Annotated in this window: 12 protein-coding genes and 3 pseudogenes; 12 read left to right on the top strand and 3 right to left on the bottom strand. The window is 65.0% G+C overall.

From position 1 onward, the window contains the following. The first annotated feature begins 82 nt into the window (after nucleotides 1-82). The gene (locus AKN84_RS23545; RefSeq protein ID WP_050422990.1) at nucleotides 83-589 is read left to right on the top strand and encodes a hypothetical protein; all 507 of its coding nucleotides are present in this window, start codon (nucleotides 83-85) and stop codon (nucleotides 587-589) included. Between the two features lie 227 nt (nucleotides 590-816). Here the strand turns inward: AKN84_RS23545 and AKN84_RS23540 are convergent. Together AKN84_RS23540 and AKN84_RS23535 are read right to left on the bottom strand one after the other, a co-directional pair. Next, nucleotides 817-2,359: pseudogene (locus AKN84_RS23540) on the bottom strand (acyl-CoA synthetase). Between the two features lie 183 nt (nucleotides 2,360-2,542). Then, nucleotides 2,543-3,715 (bottom strand): acetyl-CoA C-acetyltransferase, encoded by a 1,173-nt coding sequence (locus tag AKN84_RS23535; RefSeq protein ID WP_050422989.1) that lies wholly within the window; start codon nucleotides 3,713-3,715, stop codon nucleotides 2,543-2,545. 112 nt (nucleotides 3,716-3,827) lie between these two features. Between AKN84_RS23535 and AKN84_RS23530 the strand changes: the two genes are divergently transcribed. From AKN84_RS23530 to AKN84_RS23490, 9 genes and pseudogenes are all read left to right on the top strand, one after another. Continuing rightward, complete coding sequence (locus AKN84_RS23530) at nucleotides 3,828-4,556, top strand: TetR family transcriptional regulator (RefSeq protein ID WP_050422988.1); 729 nt, start codon at nucleotides 3,828-3,830, stop codon at nucleotides 4,554-4,556. 46 nt (nucleotides 4,557-4,602) lie between these two features. Next, nucleotides 4,603-5,361: an SDR family NAD(P)-dependent oxidoreductase gene (locus tag AKN84_RS23525; RefSeq protein ID WP_050422987.1), complete on the top strand. Its 759-nt coding sequence runs from the start codon at nucleotides 4,603-4,605 to the stop codon at nucleotides 5,359-5,361. A 187-nt stretch (nucleotides 5,362-5,548) separates the two neighbouring features. Next, nucleotides 5,549-6,355 carry an enoyl-CoA hydratase/isomerase family protein gene (locus tag AKN84_RS23520; protein ID WP_050422986.1) on the top strand — a complete coding sequence of 269 codons (807 nt, stop codon included), beginning with the start codon at nucleotides 5,549-5,551 and terminating at the stop codon, nucleotides 6,353-6,355. Between the two features lie 41 nt (nucleotides 6,356-6,396). Then, nucleotides 6,397-8,265 (top strand): AMP-binding protein, encoded by a 1,869-nt coding sequence (locus AKN84_RS23515; RefSeq protein ID WP_050422985.1) that lies wholly within the window; start codon nucleotides 6,397-6,399, stop codon nucleotides 8,263-8,265. Nucleotides 8,266-8,376: 111 nt separating this feature from the next. After that, nucleotides 8,377-9,503 (top strand): annotated as a pseudogene (locus tag AKN84_RS23510) (acyl-CoA dehydrogenase family protein). Between the two features lie 119 nt (nucleotides 9,504-9,622). Beyond that, a pseudogene (locus AKN84_RS23505) lies at nucleotides 9,623-10,869 on the top strand (acyl-CoA dehydrogenase). Between the two features lie 29 nt (nucleotides 10,870-10,898). Then, nucleotides 10,899-12,143, top strand: coding sequence for an acyl-CoA dehydrogenase (locus tag AKN84_RS23500; protein WP_050422984.1), 1,245 nt, complete (start codon nucleotides 10,899-10,901; stop codon nucleotides 12,141-12,143). 2 nt (nucleotides 12,144-12,145) lie between these two features. Next, nucleotides 12,146-12,856, top strand: a complete 711-nt coding sequence (locus tag AKN84_RS23495) for a nitroreductase (protein ID WP_050422983.1) — start codon at nucleotides 12,146-12,148, stop codon at nucleotides 12,854-12,856. Nucleotides 12,857-12,926: 70 nt separating this feature from the next. Continuing rightward, on the top strand, nucleotides 12,927-13,337 hold the full coding sequence (locus tag AKN84_RS23490) for a hypothetical protein (protein ID WP_050422982.1): 411 nt from the start codon (nucleotides 12,927-12,929) through the stop codon (nucleotides 13,335-13,337). Nucleotides 13,338-13,526: 189 nt separating this feature from the next. Here the strand turns inward: AKN84_RS23490 and AKN84_RS23485 are convergent, their stop codons facing one another. Beyond that, nucleotides 13,527-14,531 carry a helix-turn-helix transcriptional regulator gene (locus AKN84_RS23485; RefSeq protein WP_050422981.1) on the bottom strand — a complete coding sequence of 335 codons (1,005 nt, stop codon included), beginning with the start codon at nucleotides 14,529-14,531 and terminating at the stop codon, nucleotides 13,527-13,529. Nucleotides 14,532-14,614: 83 nt separating this feature from the next. Between AKN84_RS23485 and AKN84_RS23480 the strand changes: the two genes are divergently transcribed. Next, nucleotides 14,615-15,268 (top strand): glutathione S-transferase family protein, encoded by a 654-nt coding sequence (locus tag AKN84_RS23480; RefSeq protein WP_050422980.1) that lies wholly within the window; start codon nucleotides 14,615-14,617, stop codon nucleotides 15,266-15,268. Between the two features lie 14 nt (nucleotides 15,269-15,282). Next, nucleotides 15,283-15,717, top strand: a complete 435-nt coding sequence (locus AKN84_RS23475) for a DUF6157 family protein (protein WP_050422979.1) — start codon at nucleotides 15,283-15,285, stop codon at nucleotides 15,715-15,717. The last annotated feature ends 159 nt before the right edge of the window (nucleotides 15,718-15,876 follow it).

Genomic DNA, 15,876 nt, shown 5'->3' with positions numbered 1-15,876 from the left:
CGCCGCACAACCAGCGCAATTTGCTGTATGCTGGCGGCCATTGTTCTGACGATAGCAACATTGCCCAGGGGAAGCATACCGCATGCGCCACGCGAGGATTGCAGAGCTGCCCGGCTGGATGTCGCGTCTCGGTCTGACGATCGCGGCGGCAAGCCTTATGCTGAATTCGGCCGTGCGCGCCGCCGACATCAAGCAGCTGACCGAAAAACTGCCGCGCGCCTATATCGGCGAATTCCTGTGGGACGGCGATACCACGGTGCAGAACGTCGTCGTCACCTTCGACAAGGTGCAGGCCCTGAACGAGCAGAATGCCGAAGCGCGCGGATGCGGGTCATATGAAGTCGGCCGCCACGTGACCAAGATCGGCGTCGAGATGTTCATCCGGCTGTCCGATCTCGAGGTCGAGATCTTCGAACGGCCGCCCGATGGCGACGGTGCGTTCGAGTCCGAGGGCAGCCATCGCGGCAAGCTGTCGGAGGATTTGCAGCAGATCGATGCCCAGTGGACCACCACGGCATCAGGCAAGCACGGCCAGCTCCACCTGCGCGCCGCGACCTCCGCCGCCTGCGAGCCGGCGGCGGAGTTGTAGGTAACGGATTTGCTGGACGCAGCATTCCGCTTCACCCTCCCCTGGAGGGGGAGGGTCGGCTCACAGCGAGCGCAGCGAGATGTGAGGCGAGGTGGGGTGATCTCTCAACACGGGCGGCGCCTAATATGAGAGACCTTCACCCCACCTCGGTTCGCATTTCATGCGAACCGATCCTCCCCCTCCAGGGGAGGATAAGAGGCGTCCCCTCCAGGGGAGGGTGGGGCGCGTCACGCCTTGGCGAGAGCTTTCGGCCAGTACTTGTCGCGCAGGTGGCGCTTCACCAGTTTGCCGGTCGGCGTGCGCGGCAGCTCCTGCTCGAAGTCGATGCTCTTCGGGCATTTGATCGGCGACAGATGCTGGCGGCAGAACGCGATCAGCTCGCTTCGAGCTCCTTGCCGGCCTTGCCGATGTCGTGCGGCTGCACCACGGCCTTGACCTCTTCGCCCATCTCCTCGTTCGGCACGCCGAACACCGCGACGTCGGAGACTGCGGGGTGCGTGATCAGCACGTCCTCGGTTTCTGCGGATAGATGTTCACGCCGCCGGAGATGATCATGTAGCTCTTGCGGTCGGTGAGATAGAGGAAGCCTTCATCATCGAGGTAGCCGACATCGCCGAGCGTCGACCAGCCCCTGGCGTTGTAGGCCTTCTTCGTCTTCTCGGGATCGTTGTGATAGCTGAAAGCCGGCGCGTCGGCGAAGTAGACCTGCCCGATCTGCCCCGTCGGTGCCTCCTCCTCGTTCTCGTCTAGTATCTTGACCTTGCCGACCACCGCGCGGCCGACCGTGCCGCGGTGGGTCAGCCATTGCTGCGAGGTCGAGACCGTGACGCCGTTGCCTTCGGAGCCGGCGTAGTACTCGATCAGGATCGGTCCCCACCAGTCGATCATCCTGGCCTTGACGTCGACCGGGCAGGGCGCCGCGGCGTGGATCGCGCCCTTCAGCGAGGAGACTTTGTAGCGGGCGCGTACCTCGTCGGGCAGCTTCAGCATGCGCACGAACATGGTCGGCACCAGCTGCGACTGCGTCACCTTGTGCTTCTCGACCTGCTTCAGGAATTCCTCGGCGTCGAAATGCTCCATGATGACGGAGGTGCCGCCCAGCACGGTTGCCATCATGTTGAAGCGCAGGGGAGCCGCGTGATAGAGCGGCGCCGGCGACAGGTAGACGCTGTCAGCGTTCATGCCGCACATGTCGGCGGTGAGAATCCGCAGGAACGGGTTCGGCACGTCGATCCGGTTGCCCTCGAACTCCTTCTTGATGCCCTTGGGGCGGCCGGTGGTGCCGGAGGAATACAGCATGTCGTAGCCGGCGACCTCGTCGGCAACCGGCGTGGTCGGCTGCGCGGCGGCCTCCTTGTCATAGGAGCGGAAGCCCGGTGCAGGCTCGTCCATCATGTAAAACAGCGGTTCGCCCGGCTCACCCTTGATCAGGCCCTTCACCTTGTCGGCACACTGCGGGGTGGTGATGAACACCTTGGCGCCGCAGTCCTTGATGATGTAGGCGATCTCCTCTTCGGTGAGGTAACGGCTGATCGCCGTGTAATACAGCCCCGAGCGCTGCGCGGCCCAGCAGATCTCCATGAAGGCGAGGCGGTTTTCCATCAGCAGCGCGATGTGGTCGCCGGCTTTCAGGCCGAGCGAGCGGAACAGATGCGCGCCCTGGTTCGAGAGCTCGTCGAGCTCGCGATAGGTGATGGCCTTGCCGGATGCCGCCATCTGGTAGGCGATCTTGTCCGGATGGTTGCGCGCGTGGATGGATGGATGGGTCAAAGATGTTTCCTCAAACAAGCTGGTCTCCCGGCGAAGGCCGGGACCCATAACCACTAATTATTGTTGTTGGACTGGGTTGTGGCCCCAGCCGGGCCTAACCACAAACGGCTGTGGTTATGGGTCCCGGCCTGCGCCGGGACGACATCTTTTATGTGGAGAGCCTCGGGTTCGCCTAACGCGACTTTACAGCCGCTCGACAATCGTCACGTTCGCCATGCCGCCGCCTTCGCACATGGTCTGCAGGCCGTAACGCTTGTTGCGCTGCTTCAGCGCATGCAGCAGCGTCGTCATCAGCTTGGTGCCGCTGCCGCCGAGCGGATGGCCGAGCGCGATCGCGCCGCCATTGACGTTGAGCCGGGCCGGATCGGCGCCGGTGGTCTTCAGCCACGCGGTCGGCACCGAGGCGAAGGCCTCGTTGACCTCGAACAGGTCGATGTCGCCGATCTTCATGCCGGCCTTCTGCAGCGCGCGCTGGGTCGCCGGCAGCGGCGCTTCCAGCATGATCACGGGATCGCCGCCCATCATGGTGAGGTGATGGATGCGCGCCATTGGCTTCACGCCGAGCGCTTTCAGGCCCTTCTCGTTGACGACCATCACGCCGGAGGCGCCGTCGCAGATCTGGCTGGCGCTCGCCGCTGTCAGCTTGCCGTTTTCGGCGATCAGCTTGACGCCCTTGATGCCGTCGAGGCTGGCATCGAAGCGGATGCCTTCGTCGATGTGGTGGGTGTCGGTCGAGCCGTCGGCACGGGTGATCTTCACCGGCACGATCTCGTCCTTGAAATGGCCGGCTTGGGTCGCCGCGATCGCGCGCTGGTGGCTGTTGTACGAGTATTCGTCGAGCTCATCCTTCGACAGGCCGTACTTCTCGGCCATCATCTCCGCACCGGTGAACTGGCTGAAGACGATGTTGGGATATTTCGCCTCGATCCCCGGGCTCTTGTAGTGGCCGAAGCCGTTCTTGGCCGGCAGCGAGGAGGCGAGCCCCATCGGCACGCGGGTCATCGATTCCACGCCGGCGGCGATCACGCAGTCCATGGTGCCGCTCATCACGGCCTGCGCCGCGAAGTGCAGCGCCTGCTGCGAGGAGCCGCACTGGCGGTCGATCGAGGTGGCGGGCACGCTCTCCGGCAGCTTGGAGGCCATCACCGCGTTGCGCGCGATGTTGGTGGATTGCTCGCCGGTCTGCATCACGCAGCCCATGATCACGTCCTCGACCTGCGCCGGGTCGGCTCCGGAGCGTTCGACCAGCGCATCGAGCACGGTGGCGGCCAGATCGGCCGGATGCCAGCCGGCGAGACGCCCTCCCTTGCGGCCGCCCGCGGTGCGAGCGGCGGCGACGATATATGCCTCGGCCATGTCTGATCTCCCTGATGTTTTCTGGATTGGGGGCCCTAAAAGTTGGGCCGGATTTAAGGGGCGGCTCAGCATTTAGTCAATCAATCAATTAACTCTTGAGTGCTGCCCCGCCATGGGCTTATGTGCGGCCTCGATTTACCGTCGAGTCCAGACACCAAGCGGGACCAGAGCGCAGTTGAATACCAGCGTACCGACGAAACTCGCCGCGGGCAGAAACGCCACTGCCGACAAGCTATTGGTCGCAGCCAGCGAGCTGATGATCGAGCGCGCCTCGATCGAGGTCTCGCTGTCCGACATCGCGCAGAAGTCCGGGGTCAACGCTGCGCTGGTGAAATATCATTTCGGCAACAAGGACGGGCTGTTGCTGGCGCTGCTGGCGCGCGATGCCGCCACCGAGATATCGCAGCTCGAATATCTGCTGGCGCAGCCGATCACGCCGGCGGAGAAATTGCGCCTGCATATCGGCGGCATCATCCGCGCCTATCACCAGTTCCCCTATATGAACCGGCTGATCCATTATCTCCTGCACGAGAGCTCGGCTGGCGCTGCGGACGAAGTGTCGAAATTCTTCGTCGCGCCACTGCTGGATTTTCACCGCCGGCTGCTCGCAGAGGGCATCAAGGCTGGCCAATTTCGCAAGATCGATCCGGTGCTGTTCTACACCAGCCTGATCGGCGCCTGCGATCACCTGTTCTTCGGCCGCCACGCGATGTCGCGCGCGGTCGGTGTCGGTCCGGTCACCGACGAGGTCTGCCGCGAATACATCAGGCATATGGAAGCCTTGATCTTCGGCGGCGTGCTCAATCCCGATAAGGAAACGGCAGCGATCGCCGCCGGATAAAAAAGTTCGAGTCTAGAGAAGAAACGCCCAAGGAAAGGTTGTTCTCATGCAGTTGAAAGACGTTGCCGTTCTCATCACCGGCGGTGGCTCCGGGCTCGGCGCCGCAACCGCGCGCGCCATGGCCGCCAAGGGCGCCAAGATCGGCGTGATCGACCAGAACAAGGAAAACGCCGAGAAGGTTGCCGCTGACGTGAAGGGCGTTGCCCTGCACGCCGACGTCACCGACGAGGAAGCGATCAAGGCGGCGATCGCCAAGGCCGAGGCCGCGCACGGCATCGCGCGGGTCTTGATGAACTGCGCCGGCATCGGCGGCTCGCAGCGCATTATCGGCAAGGACGGAACGTACCCGCTGGCGAAATTCGTCCGCATCATCAACGTCAATCTGATCGGCACCTTCAACGTGCTGCGCCTGTTCGCCGAGCGCCTCGCCACCGCCGAAACGATCGGTGAGGAGCGCGGCGTCGTGATCAACACCGCGTCCGTCGCGGCCTATGAGGGCCAGATCGGTCAGATCGCCTATTCGGCCTCGAAGGGCGGCGTCGTCGGCCTCACGCTGCCGGCCGCGCGCGACCTCGCCAGCCTGAAGATCCGCGTCAACACCATCGCGCCCGGCCTGTTTCTGACGCCGCTGCTGATGGGTCTCAACGAGGAAGCGCGCAAGAGCCTCGGCGCCCAGGTGCCGCATCCGGCCCGCCTCGGCGACGCTTCGGAATACGGCAACCTCGCCGTCCACATCGTCGAGAATCCGATGCTCAACGGCGAGACCATCCGTCTCGACGGTGCCATCCGCATGGCGCCGCGCTAACGCGGATTTCGCCTCTTGTCCTCCCCCCTTGCGGGGGAGGGCGGCAGCGAAGGCTGCCGGGAGAGGGGTTCTCCCCGCGGCCACCCCTCTCGGAAGCGGATACGCGGCACCGACGCACATGTCCTCTCCCGCAAGGGGAGAGGGCGCATTAACCGGCACCGCATCTGCAGATGCAGGAGTGTGACGCGTGTCTCAACCGCTGCTGATCGAACATCACGATGGAGTCGATTGGGTCACGCTCAATCGTCCCGAGAGCCTGAACGCGCTGGATCCCTCGCTGATCGATGCGCTCAACGTCTATTTCCAGGGCTTGCAGCGCAATCGCGACACCCGCGTCGTGGTGCTGAAGGGCGCCGGCGCGAATTTTTGCGCCGGGCTTGATCTCAAGCACGCGATGGCCCGCCGCGGCGGACAGACCGAACCGCCGAGCGTCGCTGACTCCCTGGACTCGCAGCGCCGCATTGCCGACATCGTGATGCTGATGCGGCGCGCTCCGCAGCCGATCATTGCGCTGGTGCAGGGCGCGGCCGCCGGCGGCGGTTTCGCGTTGGCGCTCGCCGCCGACATCCGCATCGCCGCGAAGAACGCGCGGATGAACTGTGCCTTCATCAAGCTCGGCTTAGGGGGCTGCGACATCGGCACCAGCTATTTCCTGCCGCGCCTCGTCGGCGTGTCGGTCGCCTCCGAATTGATCCTCACCGGACGCTTCATCAACGCCGATCGCGCGCTCGCTGTCGGTCTCGTGTCTGAAGTCGTCGAGGCCGCCGATCTCGATACCGCCGCCAATCCTTATGTCGATGCGATGATGACGGCCTCGCCGGTCGGTCTGCGCCTCTCGAAGGAATGCATCAACATGAGCGTCGATGCCGGCTCGATCGAGGCCGTGATTGCGATGGAGGATCGCAATCAGGTGCTGTGCAGTCGCTCGGAAGATTTCCAGGAGGGCATCAGGGCCTTCCTTGAGAAACGAAAGCCTGTCTATATCAGGCGCTGAGAACAGATCCTCAAAAGGACAAGAATTCCGGGAGACGCAAAATGGATGGAGACGCGGCGATGCTGACGAAGCCCGCCTTCCGCAAGGTGGATTGGCTCGCGCGTGACATCGTGATTGATCGGCGCGCCGACGGCACCGTCGTCCTGAAGTCGCGGATCCCGCTCCAGGCCTATGAGACGCATATCCCGGCCTATCTCGCCAAATGGGCGGCGCAGGCGCCGGAGCGCATCTGGCTGGCGCAACGCGGCGGCCCCGATCGGCAGTGGCGCAAGGTCTCCTATGGTGAAGCCAAGCGCACCGTCGATGCGCTGACGCAAGGCCTGCTCAACCTCGGCGTTGCCGACGGCCGGCCCGTCGCGATCCTCTCGGGCAATTCGATCGAGCACGCGCTGATGACGCAGGCCGCGATGCAGGCGCGGCGGCCGGCCGCGCCGGTGTCGCCAGCCTATTCGCTGATGAGCCAGGACCATCTCAAGCTCAAATATCTCTTCAACCTGATCAAGCCCGCCGTCGTGATGGTGCAGGATGGCCCGACCTTCGAGAAGGCGCTCAAGGCGATCGACCTCACCGGTATCACGGTCGTCCACGTACAGCGTTCCTGCGAGGGCATCAGGAGCGTGGCCTTTGCCGAGCTCGCGGCAACGCCCGTCACGGCTGATGTCGACGCGTCGATCGCGAAGATCACGCCCGACACCGTCGGCAAGCTGCTGTTCACCTCCGGCTCGACCGGCATGCCCAAGGCCGTCATCAACACCCAGCAGATGATGTGCGCCAACGCGGCGATGATGATGCAGGTGCGGCCGCGCGAAACGGCCGGGCCGATCCCGACCGTGCTCGACTGGATGCCGTGGAATCACACCATGGGCGGCAACGCCGCGTTCAATCCGGTGCTGGTTGACGGCGGCACGCTCTATATCGACGACGGCCGGCCGATGCCGGGCCAACTCGAGGAGACCATCCGCAATCTGCGCGAGGTGTCGCCGACCTATTACGCCAACGTGCCGGCCGGCTATGCCGCGCTCGCGGCCGCGATGGAGAAGGACGAGGCGCTGTGCCGGAGCTTCTTCAAGAATCTCTCGATCATGGCTTATGGCGGCGCCCGCCTGCCCGATGATCTCTATGACCGCATGCAGGCGCTGGCGGTGAAAACCACAGGCGAGCGCATCGTGTTCTACACCGGCTGGGGTTCGACCGAGACCGCGCCGACCTCGACCGGCACCTATTGGGATACTGAGCGCGTCGGCCTGATCGGGCTGCCATTCCCTGGCGTCGAGCTGAAGATGGTGCCGTGCGGCTCGAAGTATGAATTGCGGCTGCGCGGCGTCAACGTCACGCCGGGCTATTTCGGCCAGCCCGATCTCACGGCGAAGATGTTCGACGAGGAAGGCTTCTACTGCATTGGCGATGCCGGCGTGTTCGTGGATCCCGCGGATCCGCTGCAGGGCATCATCTTCGCCGGCCGCGTGGTCGAGGACTTCAAGCTGACCACCGGCACCTTCGTCCATGTCGGCTCGCTGCGCACCGATGCGATATCAGCCGCGACGCCGGTCGTGCATGATGCGCTGGTGGCGGGACAGGACCGTGAGTTCATCGGCCTGCTGTGCTGGCCGAACCTGCATGCCTGCCGCCAGCTCGTCGGCAATGCCGATGCGAGCTATGAGGAGGTGATCCGGCATCCGGACGTGATCGCCTGTCTGGAAAAGGGCTTGCAGACGCACAACGCGTCCACTACCGGCAGCAGCATGCGGATCGCGCGCGCGATGCTGATGGTCGAGCCGCCATCGATCGACGGCAACGAACTCACCGACAAGGGCTACATCAACCAGCGTGCCGGCCTCGAACGCCGCGCCGCACTGGTGGAGAAGCTCTACGCCGAGCAGCCCTGCGGCGAGGTGATCATTTTGAACTGACAGTAGGATGGGTAGAGCGCAGCGAAACCCATCATCTCGAACCACACAACCGATGGGTATCGCTTCGCTCCACCCATCCTACGAACAACAACAGCAACGCGGGTAAGCGCCATGAACTTCGATTTCTCCGACGAACAAAAGCAGATGCGCGACGAGGCGCGGAAGTTCCTCAGCGAACAGTGCCCGCCGAAGGCCGTGCGCGAGGTGCTCGACGCAAGGCGCCTTACGACAAGTCGCTGTGGAAGGGCCTCGCCGAGATGGGCTTCCTCGGTGTCGCGATCCCTGAGCAGTTCGGCGGCGCGGGCGCCGGCCATCTCGAGCTCTGCGTGATCGCGGAGGAAATGGGCCGCGCGCTGGCGCCGGTGCCGTTCTCTTCGACGGTCTATCTCGCCGCCGAAGCGATCCTGATCGCGGGCAGCGACGCACAGAAGCAGAAGTGGCTGCCGAAGATCGCGTCGGGCGACGCCATCGGCACGCTGGCGCTGTTCGAAGGCAAGGGCAATCCCTCGCCGAAGGCGGTCAAGGTCACGGCCAATGGCGGCGTGCTCAACGGTGTCAAAAAGCCGGTGCCGGATGGCGCGATCGCCGATTTCGCCGTGGTCGCTGCGCGCACCGGCTCAAGCGGACGCGAGTCCGATATCTCCCTGTTCATCGTCGATCTCAAGGCCGGCGGCGTCGAGGTGAAGTCGCTGACCAACATCGATCTCACCCGCGGCCAGGCCGAGATCACCTTCAAGGACGCCAAGGCCGAGCCGCTCGGCGCCACCGGCGAAGGCTGGAGCGTCATCACCCAGGTGCTCGATCGCGCCGCCGTGCTGACGGCGTTCGAACAGGTCGGCGGCGCAGACCGCGCGCTCGAAATGGGCCGCGACTATGCGCTCGACCGTATCGCATTCGGCCGTCCGATCGGCTCGTTCCAGGCGGTCAAGCACATGCTGGCTGACATGTATGTCTCGGCAACGCTGGCGCGCTCGAACTGCTACTACGGCGCCTGGGCGCTCTCGACCAACGCCGGCGAATTGCCGGAAGCGGCGGCTGCCGCGCGCATCAGCGCAACGCAGGCGTTCCAGCACTGCGCCAAGAACAACATCCAGGTCCATGGCGGCATGGGCTTCACCTGGGAGTTCGACTGCCACATGTACTATCGCCGCGCCAATGCGGTCGCGCTCGGTCTCGGCAGCCTGTCCTATTGGGAAGACGCGCTGATCGATCGCATGCGCAAGAAGAACGCGGCGTAACGATTGTTGATTTGTAGGATGGGTAGAGCGCAGCGAAACCCATCATGACGCGGGTGGTCCAAGAGATGGGTTTCGCTTCGCTCTACCCATCCTACGGCGCCGGCGAAGGATGAAAGATCATGAATTTCGACGACACCCCGCAGGAAGCCGCATTCCGCGCCGAGGCGAAGGCCTGGATCGCGGCCAATGCGCCGAAGCAATATGAGGACGAGCTGCGCAAGGCCTCGCTCGGCCGCGTTGCGCTCCAGGGCGCCAACATCCTTGAGGTCGCCAAGGCCTGGCAGAAGAAGAAGGCCGATGCCGGCTGGGCCTGCCTGCATTGGCCGAAGGAGTATGGCGGCCGCGGCGCCTCGCCGATCGAGCGCGTGATCTGGCAGCAGGAGGAGGGCCCGTTCGGCCGCCTGAGCTCGATGTTCATCATCGGCCACGGCATGTGCGGCCCGACCATGATGGCGTTCGCCGGCGAGGAGCAGAAGCGCAAATATCTGCCGCCGCTCGCCTCCGGCGAGAAGGTCTGGTGCCAGCTGTTCTCGGAACCGGCCGGCGGCTCGGACGTCGCAGGCCTGCGCACCCGCGCCGAGAAGAACGGCGACGAATGGGTCATCAACGGCCAGAAGATCTGGACCTCGGGCGCGCATTATTCCGACTACGGCATCCTGCTGACCCGCACCGATCCGACCGTCGCGAAGCACAAGGGCCTCACCATGTTCTTCCTGGACATGAAGAGCCCGGGCGTCGAGGTGCGGCCGATCAAGCAGGCGAGCGGCGCCTCCGACTTCAACGAGGTCTACTTCACCGACGTGCGGATTCCGGACTCGCAGCGGCTCGGCAACGTCAATGACGGCTGGAACGTGTCGCTGACCACGCTGATGAACGAGCGGATGTCGATCGGCGCCGGCGTCGCCACCGGCTTCCCCGAGCTGTTCGATTTCTGCAACAGCCTGATTCTGGACGATGGCCCTGCGATCGAGAACCGTGCGGTGCGCTCCAAGCTCGCCAACTGGGCGGTGAAGGCGAGCGGGCTGAAATACACCAGCATGCGCGCGATCTCCGCGCTGTCGCGTGGCGAGCGTCCGGGACCGGAGAACTCGATCGGCAAACTGGTCGCCGGCTCGATGATCCAGGACGTCGCGACCTACGCGCTCGATCTGCAGGGCGCCGCGGGCGCTTGAGCGGCCCTGAGGATGCCGAGGTCGCCGGCAAATTCCAGGCGATGCTGCTGCGTGCGCCGGGCACCCGCGTCGAGGGCGGCACCGACGAGATCATGCGCAACATCATCGCCGAGCGCGTGCTCGGTTTGCCCGGCGACATCAGGGTCGACAAGGACGTTCCCTTCAACAAGATCCCGACCAAGGGCCGCGCGTAACGGCGCCGGAATAACGAGAGAGGTTCGCCATGAATTTCGATGACACGCCGCAGGAAGCCGAGTTCCGGTCCATCGCCCGCAAGTGGATCGCCGCCAACGCGCCGAAGGAGTTCGAGGAGGAGCTCTCGAAGTCCTCGCTCGGCCGCATCAGGCTCGCCAAGCACGACATGGTCGAGGTCGGCAAGGCCTGGCAGAAGAAGAAGGCGGAGGGCGGCTGGGCCTGCCTGCACTGGCCGAAGGAATATGGCGGTCGCGGTGCCACCCCGATCGAGCGCGTGATCTGGCAGCAGGAAGAGGGCGTCTACGGCAAATTGACCCAGCCGTTCCAGATCGGCGAGGGCATGTGCGGCCCGACCGTGATGGCCTGGGGCAGCGAGGAGGCCAAGCGCCGCTATCTGCCGAAGCTCGCTGCGGGCGAGGAGATCTGGTGCCAGCTGTTCTCCGAGCCGTCGGCCGGCTCCGACGTCGCGGGCCTGCGCACCCGCGCCGAGAAGAAGGGCGACAATTGGGTCGTCAACGGCCAGAAGATCTGGACCTCGGGCGCGCACTACTCCGACTACGGCCTGTTGATCGCGCGCACCGATCCGAATGTGCCCAAGCACAAGGGCCTCACGATGTTCTTCCTCGACATGAAGAGCCCCGGCGTCGATGTGCGGCCGATCAAGCAGGCCAACGGCATGCAGGAGTTCAACGAGGTCTATTTCACCGACGTCGTGATCCCGGACAGCCAGCGGCTTGGCGCGGTTGGCGAGGGCTGGAGCGTGTCGCTGACCACGCTGATGAACGAGCGCATGTCGATCGGCGCGCGGCTTGCGACCGGCGTGCCCGAGATGTTCGAGTTCTGCTCCAGCCTGATGCTGGAAGATGGTCTTGCGATCGACGATCCAGCGGTGCGCTCCAAGCTTGCGAGCTGGGCAGTGAAGGCGAGTGGATTGAAATACACCAGCTACCGCGCCATCTCCGCGCTGTCGAAAGGCGAACGTCCCGGTCCGGAAAACTCCATCGGCAAGCTCGTCTCCGGCCTGATGCTGCAGGACATCGCGACCTATGCGATGGATCTGGAGGGTGCCGCGGGCAGCCTCACCGGCACTGACGAGGAGCAGGCCAACGGCCAGTTCCAGCAGATGCTGTTGTCGTCGCCCTCGATGCGCATCGCCGGCGGCACCGACGAGATCCTGCGCAACATCATCGCCGAGCGCGTGCTGGGCCTGCCCGGCGACATCCGGGTCGACAAGGACGTGCCCTACAACAAGATCCCGACCAAGGGGCGCTGAGCATGGATGCGAAAACGAACACGCGCTATTCATCCGAGGACCGCATCGGCGCGCTCGGGGAGCTGCTCAACGAGCGCTACTCGGTGCGCGCGTTCCTGCCGCGCGAGGTGCCGCGCGAGGTCATCGAGCACATCCTCGGCGTCGCACAGCGCACCGCGTCCTGGTGCAACAGCCAGCCCTGGCAGGTGCTGATCGCATCAGGCGAGGCCAAGGAGCGCTTCCGCAAGGCGATCTATGCCGAGGCTGCGTCCGGCGCCAAGGACGACCACGACTTCACGCCGCCGCGCGAATATGTCGGGGTCTATCTGGAGCGACGGCGCGAGAGTGGCTTCCAGCTCTACAACACGCTGGGCATCGCGCGCGGCGACAAGGCGGCCTATTCGAAGCAGGCGCTGGAGAACTACAATTTCTTCGGCGCGCCGCATGTCGCCGTCATCCACACCAACGAGCCGCTCGGCATCTATGGTGCGATCGACTGCGGCGGCTATGTCTCGAACTTCATGCTGGCCGCGCAGGCGCTCGGGCTCGGCACCATCCCGCAGGCCGCGCTCGCGCGCCATTCCGGCTTGATCCGCCGCCATTTCAACCTGCCTGACGACCGCCGGGTTGTCTGCGGTATCTCGTTCGGCTATGCGGACCATGCGCACAAGGTGAACAGCTACCGCACCTCGCGCGCAACTGTGGCTGATACTGTCACATTCGTTGATGTATAGTTTCCTCAAGGCGGGACGTATCCTCCCGCCGAGGACAAGAAGAAGCGACAAGAAAAGCCCAAGAAGAACAATGGCGAACAACGCCGCTCCGACGCCGGCCGAGATCAGCTGGCAACTGCACCGTCTGCCTGCGCTCGAGCGCGACGCGTTCATTGCGGCGCATTATCTGGGACAGCCCGTTGCCTGGAAGACCCGCTTCTTCGACGCGATCGACTGGGGCGCGGGCGAGGTGCTGCAATTCAGCTTTCTGCAACGCGGTTGGCACCGCCATGCGCGGCTCGACAATCCGATCTATGCCTATATCGACGTCGGGCAACATCCGGAAACACGCGGCCTGCGCCGCGGCCGTCGGATCGATCTCCAGGGCACGATCAAGGGCGTCGATTTCGTGACCGGGATTACGCTTGAGCTGGACAAGTTCGAGATCCTGCCGGTCAATTTCCTCGACCGCTTCGTCATCAGCTCCGACAGCCGTTACTGACCAGGGCTTGATGAGAGCAAGTATCAGCGGCATCGGTACCGCCTCCCCTCCCCCGCTTGCGGGGGAGGGCTAGGGTGGGGCTCTCTCCGCGAGTCACATCGTGGAGAGAGCCCCCACCCGGCGCTGCGCGCCGACCTCCCCCGCAAGCGGGAGAGGTGCAGCGACTCAGCCGCACCATTCGACCCAATCTCATCGCGCTTTAGCGCCCGCAACGTGGCGCCGCGGCGCATCCGCATAGCGCGCGGCCATCGCGCCGGTGAGTTCTGCCATCTTCTCGCGCAACCCGCCGGGTGCGATCACCTCGGCCTCGGCGCCGAGGCGCAGCAATTCGGTCGCCGCATGCCACACCGTCTTGCCGACCGGCATGGTGGCGATGTGCCAGCCGTCGGCGTCGGTGCCATCAGCAAGCCGCATCCGCGCCTTCACGTAGGGATGCGCCAGCGCATCGAACAGCTTCAACCCGAGCGGCGACAGCCGCACCGTGGCCTCGTTCGGATGCAGCTCGGCCTCGAGCCGCTCGATCGAGGCACGCCAATATGCGGCGAGGTCGAAGTCCGCCGGCCGCGCGAACGGCGTCTCCAGGATCGTGCAATCCAGCACGCGCGCGACGCGGTAGGTGCGCACATTGCCGTCGACGAGGCCCACGAGATACCAGCTACCGCCCTTCAGCACGAGGCCGAGCGGCGCCGCGCGCCGCCGTTTCTCGGCCTTCCAGCTCTGGTAGCGGATCTCGATCAGGTTCTCGCGCAGCACCGCGCCGGCAATCGCGCGCAGGTGCTTCGGCTCCTCGGTCTCGCCGAACCAGCCCGGCGCGTCGAGATGAAAGCGCTGCTGCATCCGGTTCGCGTTGGGGCGCAAATTCTCCGGCAGTGCCGCCATCAGCTTGGTCTGCGCCGCCACCATCGCAGCATCGAGGCCGAGCGCGGCGGCCGGTCCCGGAAGTCCGGCCATGAACAGCGCCTCGGCCTCGCCCTGCGACAGCCCGTTCAGCCGCACCCGATAGCCGTCGAGCAGGCGATAGCCGCCCTCGGCGCCGCGGTCGGCATAGACGGGCACGCCGGCGGCGGCCAGCGCGTCGATGTCGCGATAGATCGTGCGCACCGAGACCTCGCAGGCCTCGGCCAATTCAGGCGCGGTGACCTGTCCCCGCGCCTGCAGGGTGGTGAGGATGGAAAACAGCCGGCTTGCGCGCATGGGAAAATCATACCTGACATAAGATGTCAGGTATAGGCGGACATAAGGAGGCCATGCCCCTGTCGGCGCAAGGAGACCTGCCCATGACCACCGCTGCGACCACCGTCCCCGTCACGCTGTATTACTCGCCGCAGAGCCGCGCCACCGGCACCCGCGTGCTGCTGGAGGAGCTCGGCGCGCCCTATGATCTGCACATCCTCAACATGAAGGCCGCCGAGCAGCGGCAGGCCGCCTATCTCGCCATCAATCCGCTTGGCAAGGTGCCGGCGATCCGCTACGGCGACGCGCTGGTGACCGAGCAGGTCGCGATCTTCATCTATCTGGCCGATCTGTTTCCGCAGGCCGGCCTGACGCCGGCGCTGAACGACCCGCGCCGCGGCCCGTATCTGCGCTGGATCGCCTATTATGGCTCCTCATTCGAGCCCGCTGTGATCGACCATTTCATGAAGCGCGTGCCGGCGCCGATCACGCAGTCGCCCTATGCCGATTACGACACCATGCTGGGCGCGCTTGAGGCGCAGCTCGCCAAGGGGCCCTATCTGTTCGACGAACAGATCACGGCGGCCGACATCCTGTGGGGTGTCGCGCTGAGCTGGACCATGATGTTCGGCATCGTGCCGAAGAGGGACGTCTTCGTCCGCTACGCCGAACGCATCACCGCACGCCCGGCTTTCGTCCGGATATCGAAGGCCGACGACGAGATGGCGGCGCAGCATGCGGCCGCCGCGGGAGTGTGATACGGATCGTGTCGATGGCGAAAGTCCTGCACAGCACCAACTGCTTCAACACCCTGATCCGCGTCGCCGAGGATTGCCCGGCGCAGCGCGGCGAGGAGCCGCAGCCGCGCGGCGGCCAGCCGACGGTCGCCGTGCTGCAATTCCGGATGATTTCAGGCGCGCCCTACAAATACACCTCCGACGACGTGGTGTTCGCCACGTCGTCGGCCGGCCGCGCGCTCGATGCGAAAGCCGCGAAGAGGGAGCGCAACCTCGCCCGCGAGACCTTCTTCTCCCGCGGCCAGGCCTGCATGCGCGCCTCGCCGCTGGGAAAGCGTTTTGGTTGGGGCGTGCACGCCGATGCCGAAGGCCGCATCGCGATCTACGCCGTCGACAGCAAGCGCTACCAGGCGCTTGCGCGCGACCCCGACATCACGCAGACCCGCGCGATGCGGAGCAAGCGGGCGTAGGGGGCGCATGCGGACACGCTGGCAATGGCTCTCATCCTCCCCTGGAGGGGGAGGATCGGTTCGCATGCAATGCGAACCGAGGTGGGGTGAAGGTCTCTCCAAGCAGGCGCTGCCCGTGTTGAGAGATCACCCCACCCCGTTCGCATTGCATGCGAACCG

Origin of the sequence: Bradyrhizobium tropiciagri (genome assembly GCF_001189845.1) — a bacterium.
Taxonomy (GTDB): domain Bacteria; phylum Pseudomonadota; class Alphaproteobacteria; order Rhizobiales; family Xanthobacteraceae; genus Bradyrhizobium; species Bradyrhizobium tropiciagri.
Note: the sequence above shows the minus strand (reverse complement) of the source record. Positions and strands in the feature narration are given on the sequence as shown.

Excerpts from the sequence above, each read along its gene's own strand:
- AKN84_RS23535 (WP_050422989.1), bottom strand. The coding sequence starts at position 3,715 with ATGGCCGAGGCATATATCGTCGCCGCCGCTCGCACCGCGGGCGGCCGC.
- AKN84_RS23490 (WP_050422982.1), top strand. The coding sequence starts at position 12,927 with ATGGCGAACAACGCCGCTCCGACGCCGGCCGAGATCAGCTGGCAACTG.
- AKN84_RS23495 (WP_050422983.1), top strand. The coding sequence starts at position 12,146 with ATGGATGCGAAAACGAACACGCGCTATTCATCCGAGGACCGCATCGGC.
- AKN84_RS23475 (WP_050422979.1), top strand. The coding sequence starts at position 15,283 with ATGGCGAAAGTCCTGCACAGCACCAACTGCTTCAACACCCTGATCCGC.
- AKN84_RS23515 (WP_050422985.1), top strand. The coding sequence starts at position 6,397 with ATGGATGGAGACGCGGCGATGCTGACGAAGCCCGCCTTCCGCAAGGTG.
- AKN84_RS23545 (WP_050422990.1), top strand. The coding sequence starts at position 83 with ATGCGCCACGCGAGGATTGCAGAGCTGCCCGGCTGGATGTCGCGTCTC.
- AKN84_RS23480 (WP_050422980.1), top strand. The coding sequence starts at position 14,615 with ATGACCACCGCTGCGACCACCGTCCCCGTCACGCTGTATTACTCGCCG.
- AKN84_RS23485 (WP_050422981.1), bottom strand. The coding sequence starts at position 14,531 with ATGCGCGCAAGCCGGCTGTTTTCCATCCTCACCACCCTGCAGGCGCGG.
- AKN84_RS23530 (WP_050422988.1), top strand. The coding sequence starts at position 3,828 with ATGGGCTTATGTGCGGCCTCGATTTACCGTCGAGTCCAGACACCAAGC.
- AKN84_RS23500 (WP_050422984.1), top strand. The coding sequence starts at position 10,899 with ATGAATTTCGATGACACGCCGCAGGAAGCCGAGTTCCGGTCCATCGCC.
- AKN84_RS23525 (WP_050422987.1), top strand. The coding sequence starts at position 4,603 with ATGCAGTTGAAAGACGTTGCCGTTCTCATCACCGGCGGTGGCTCCGGG.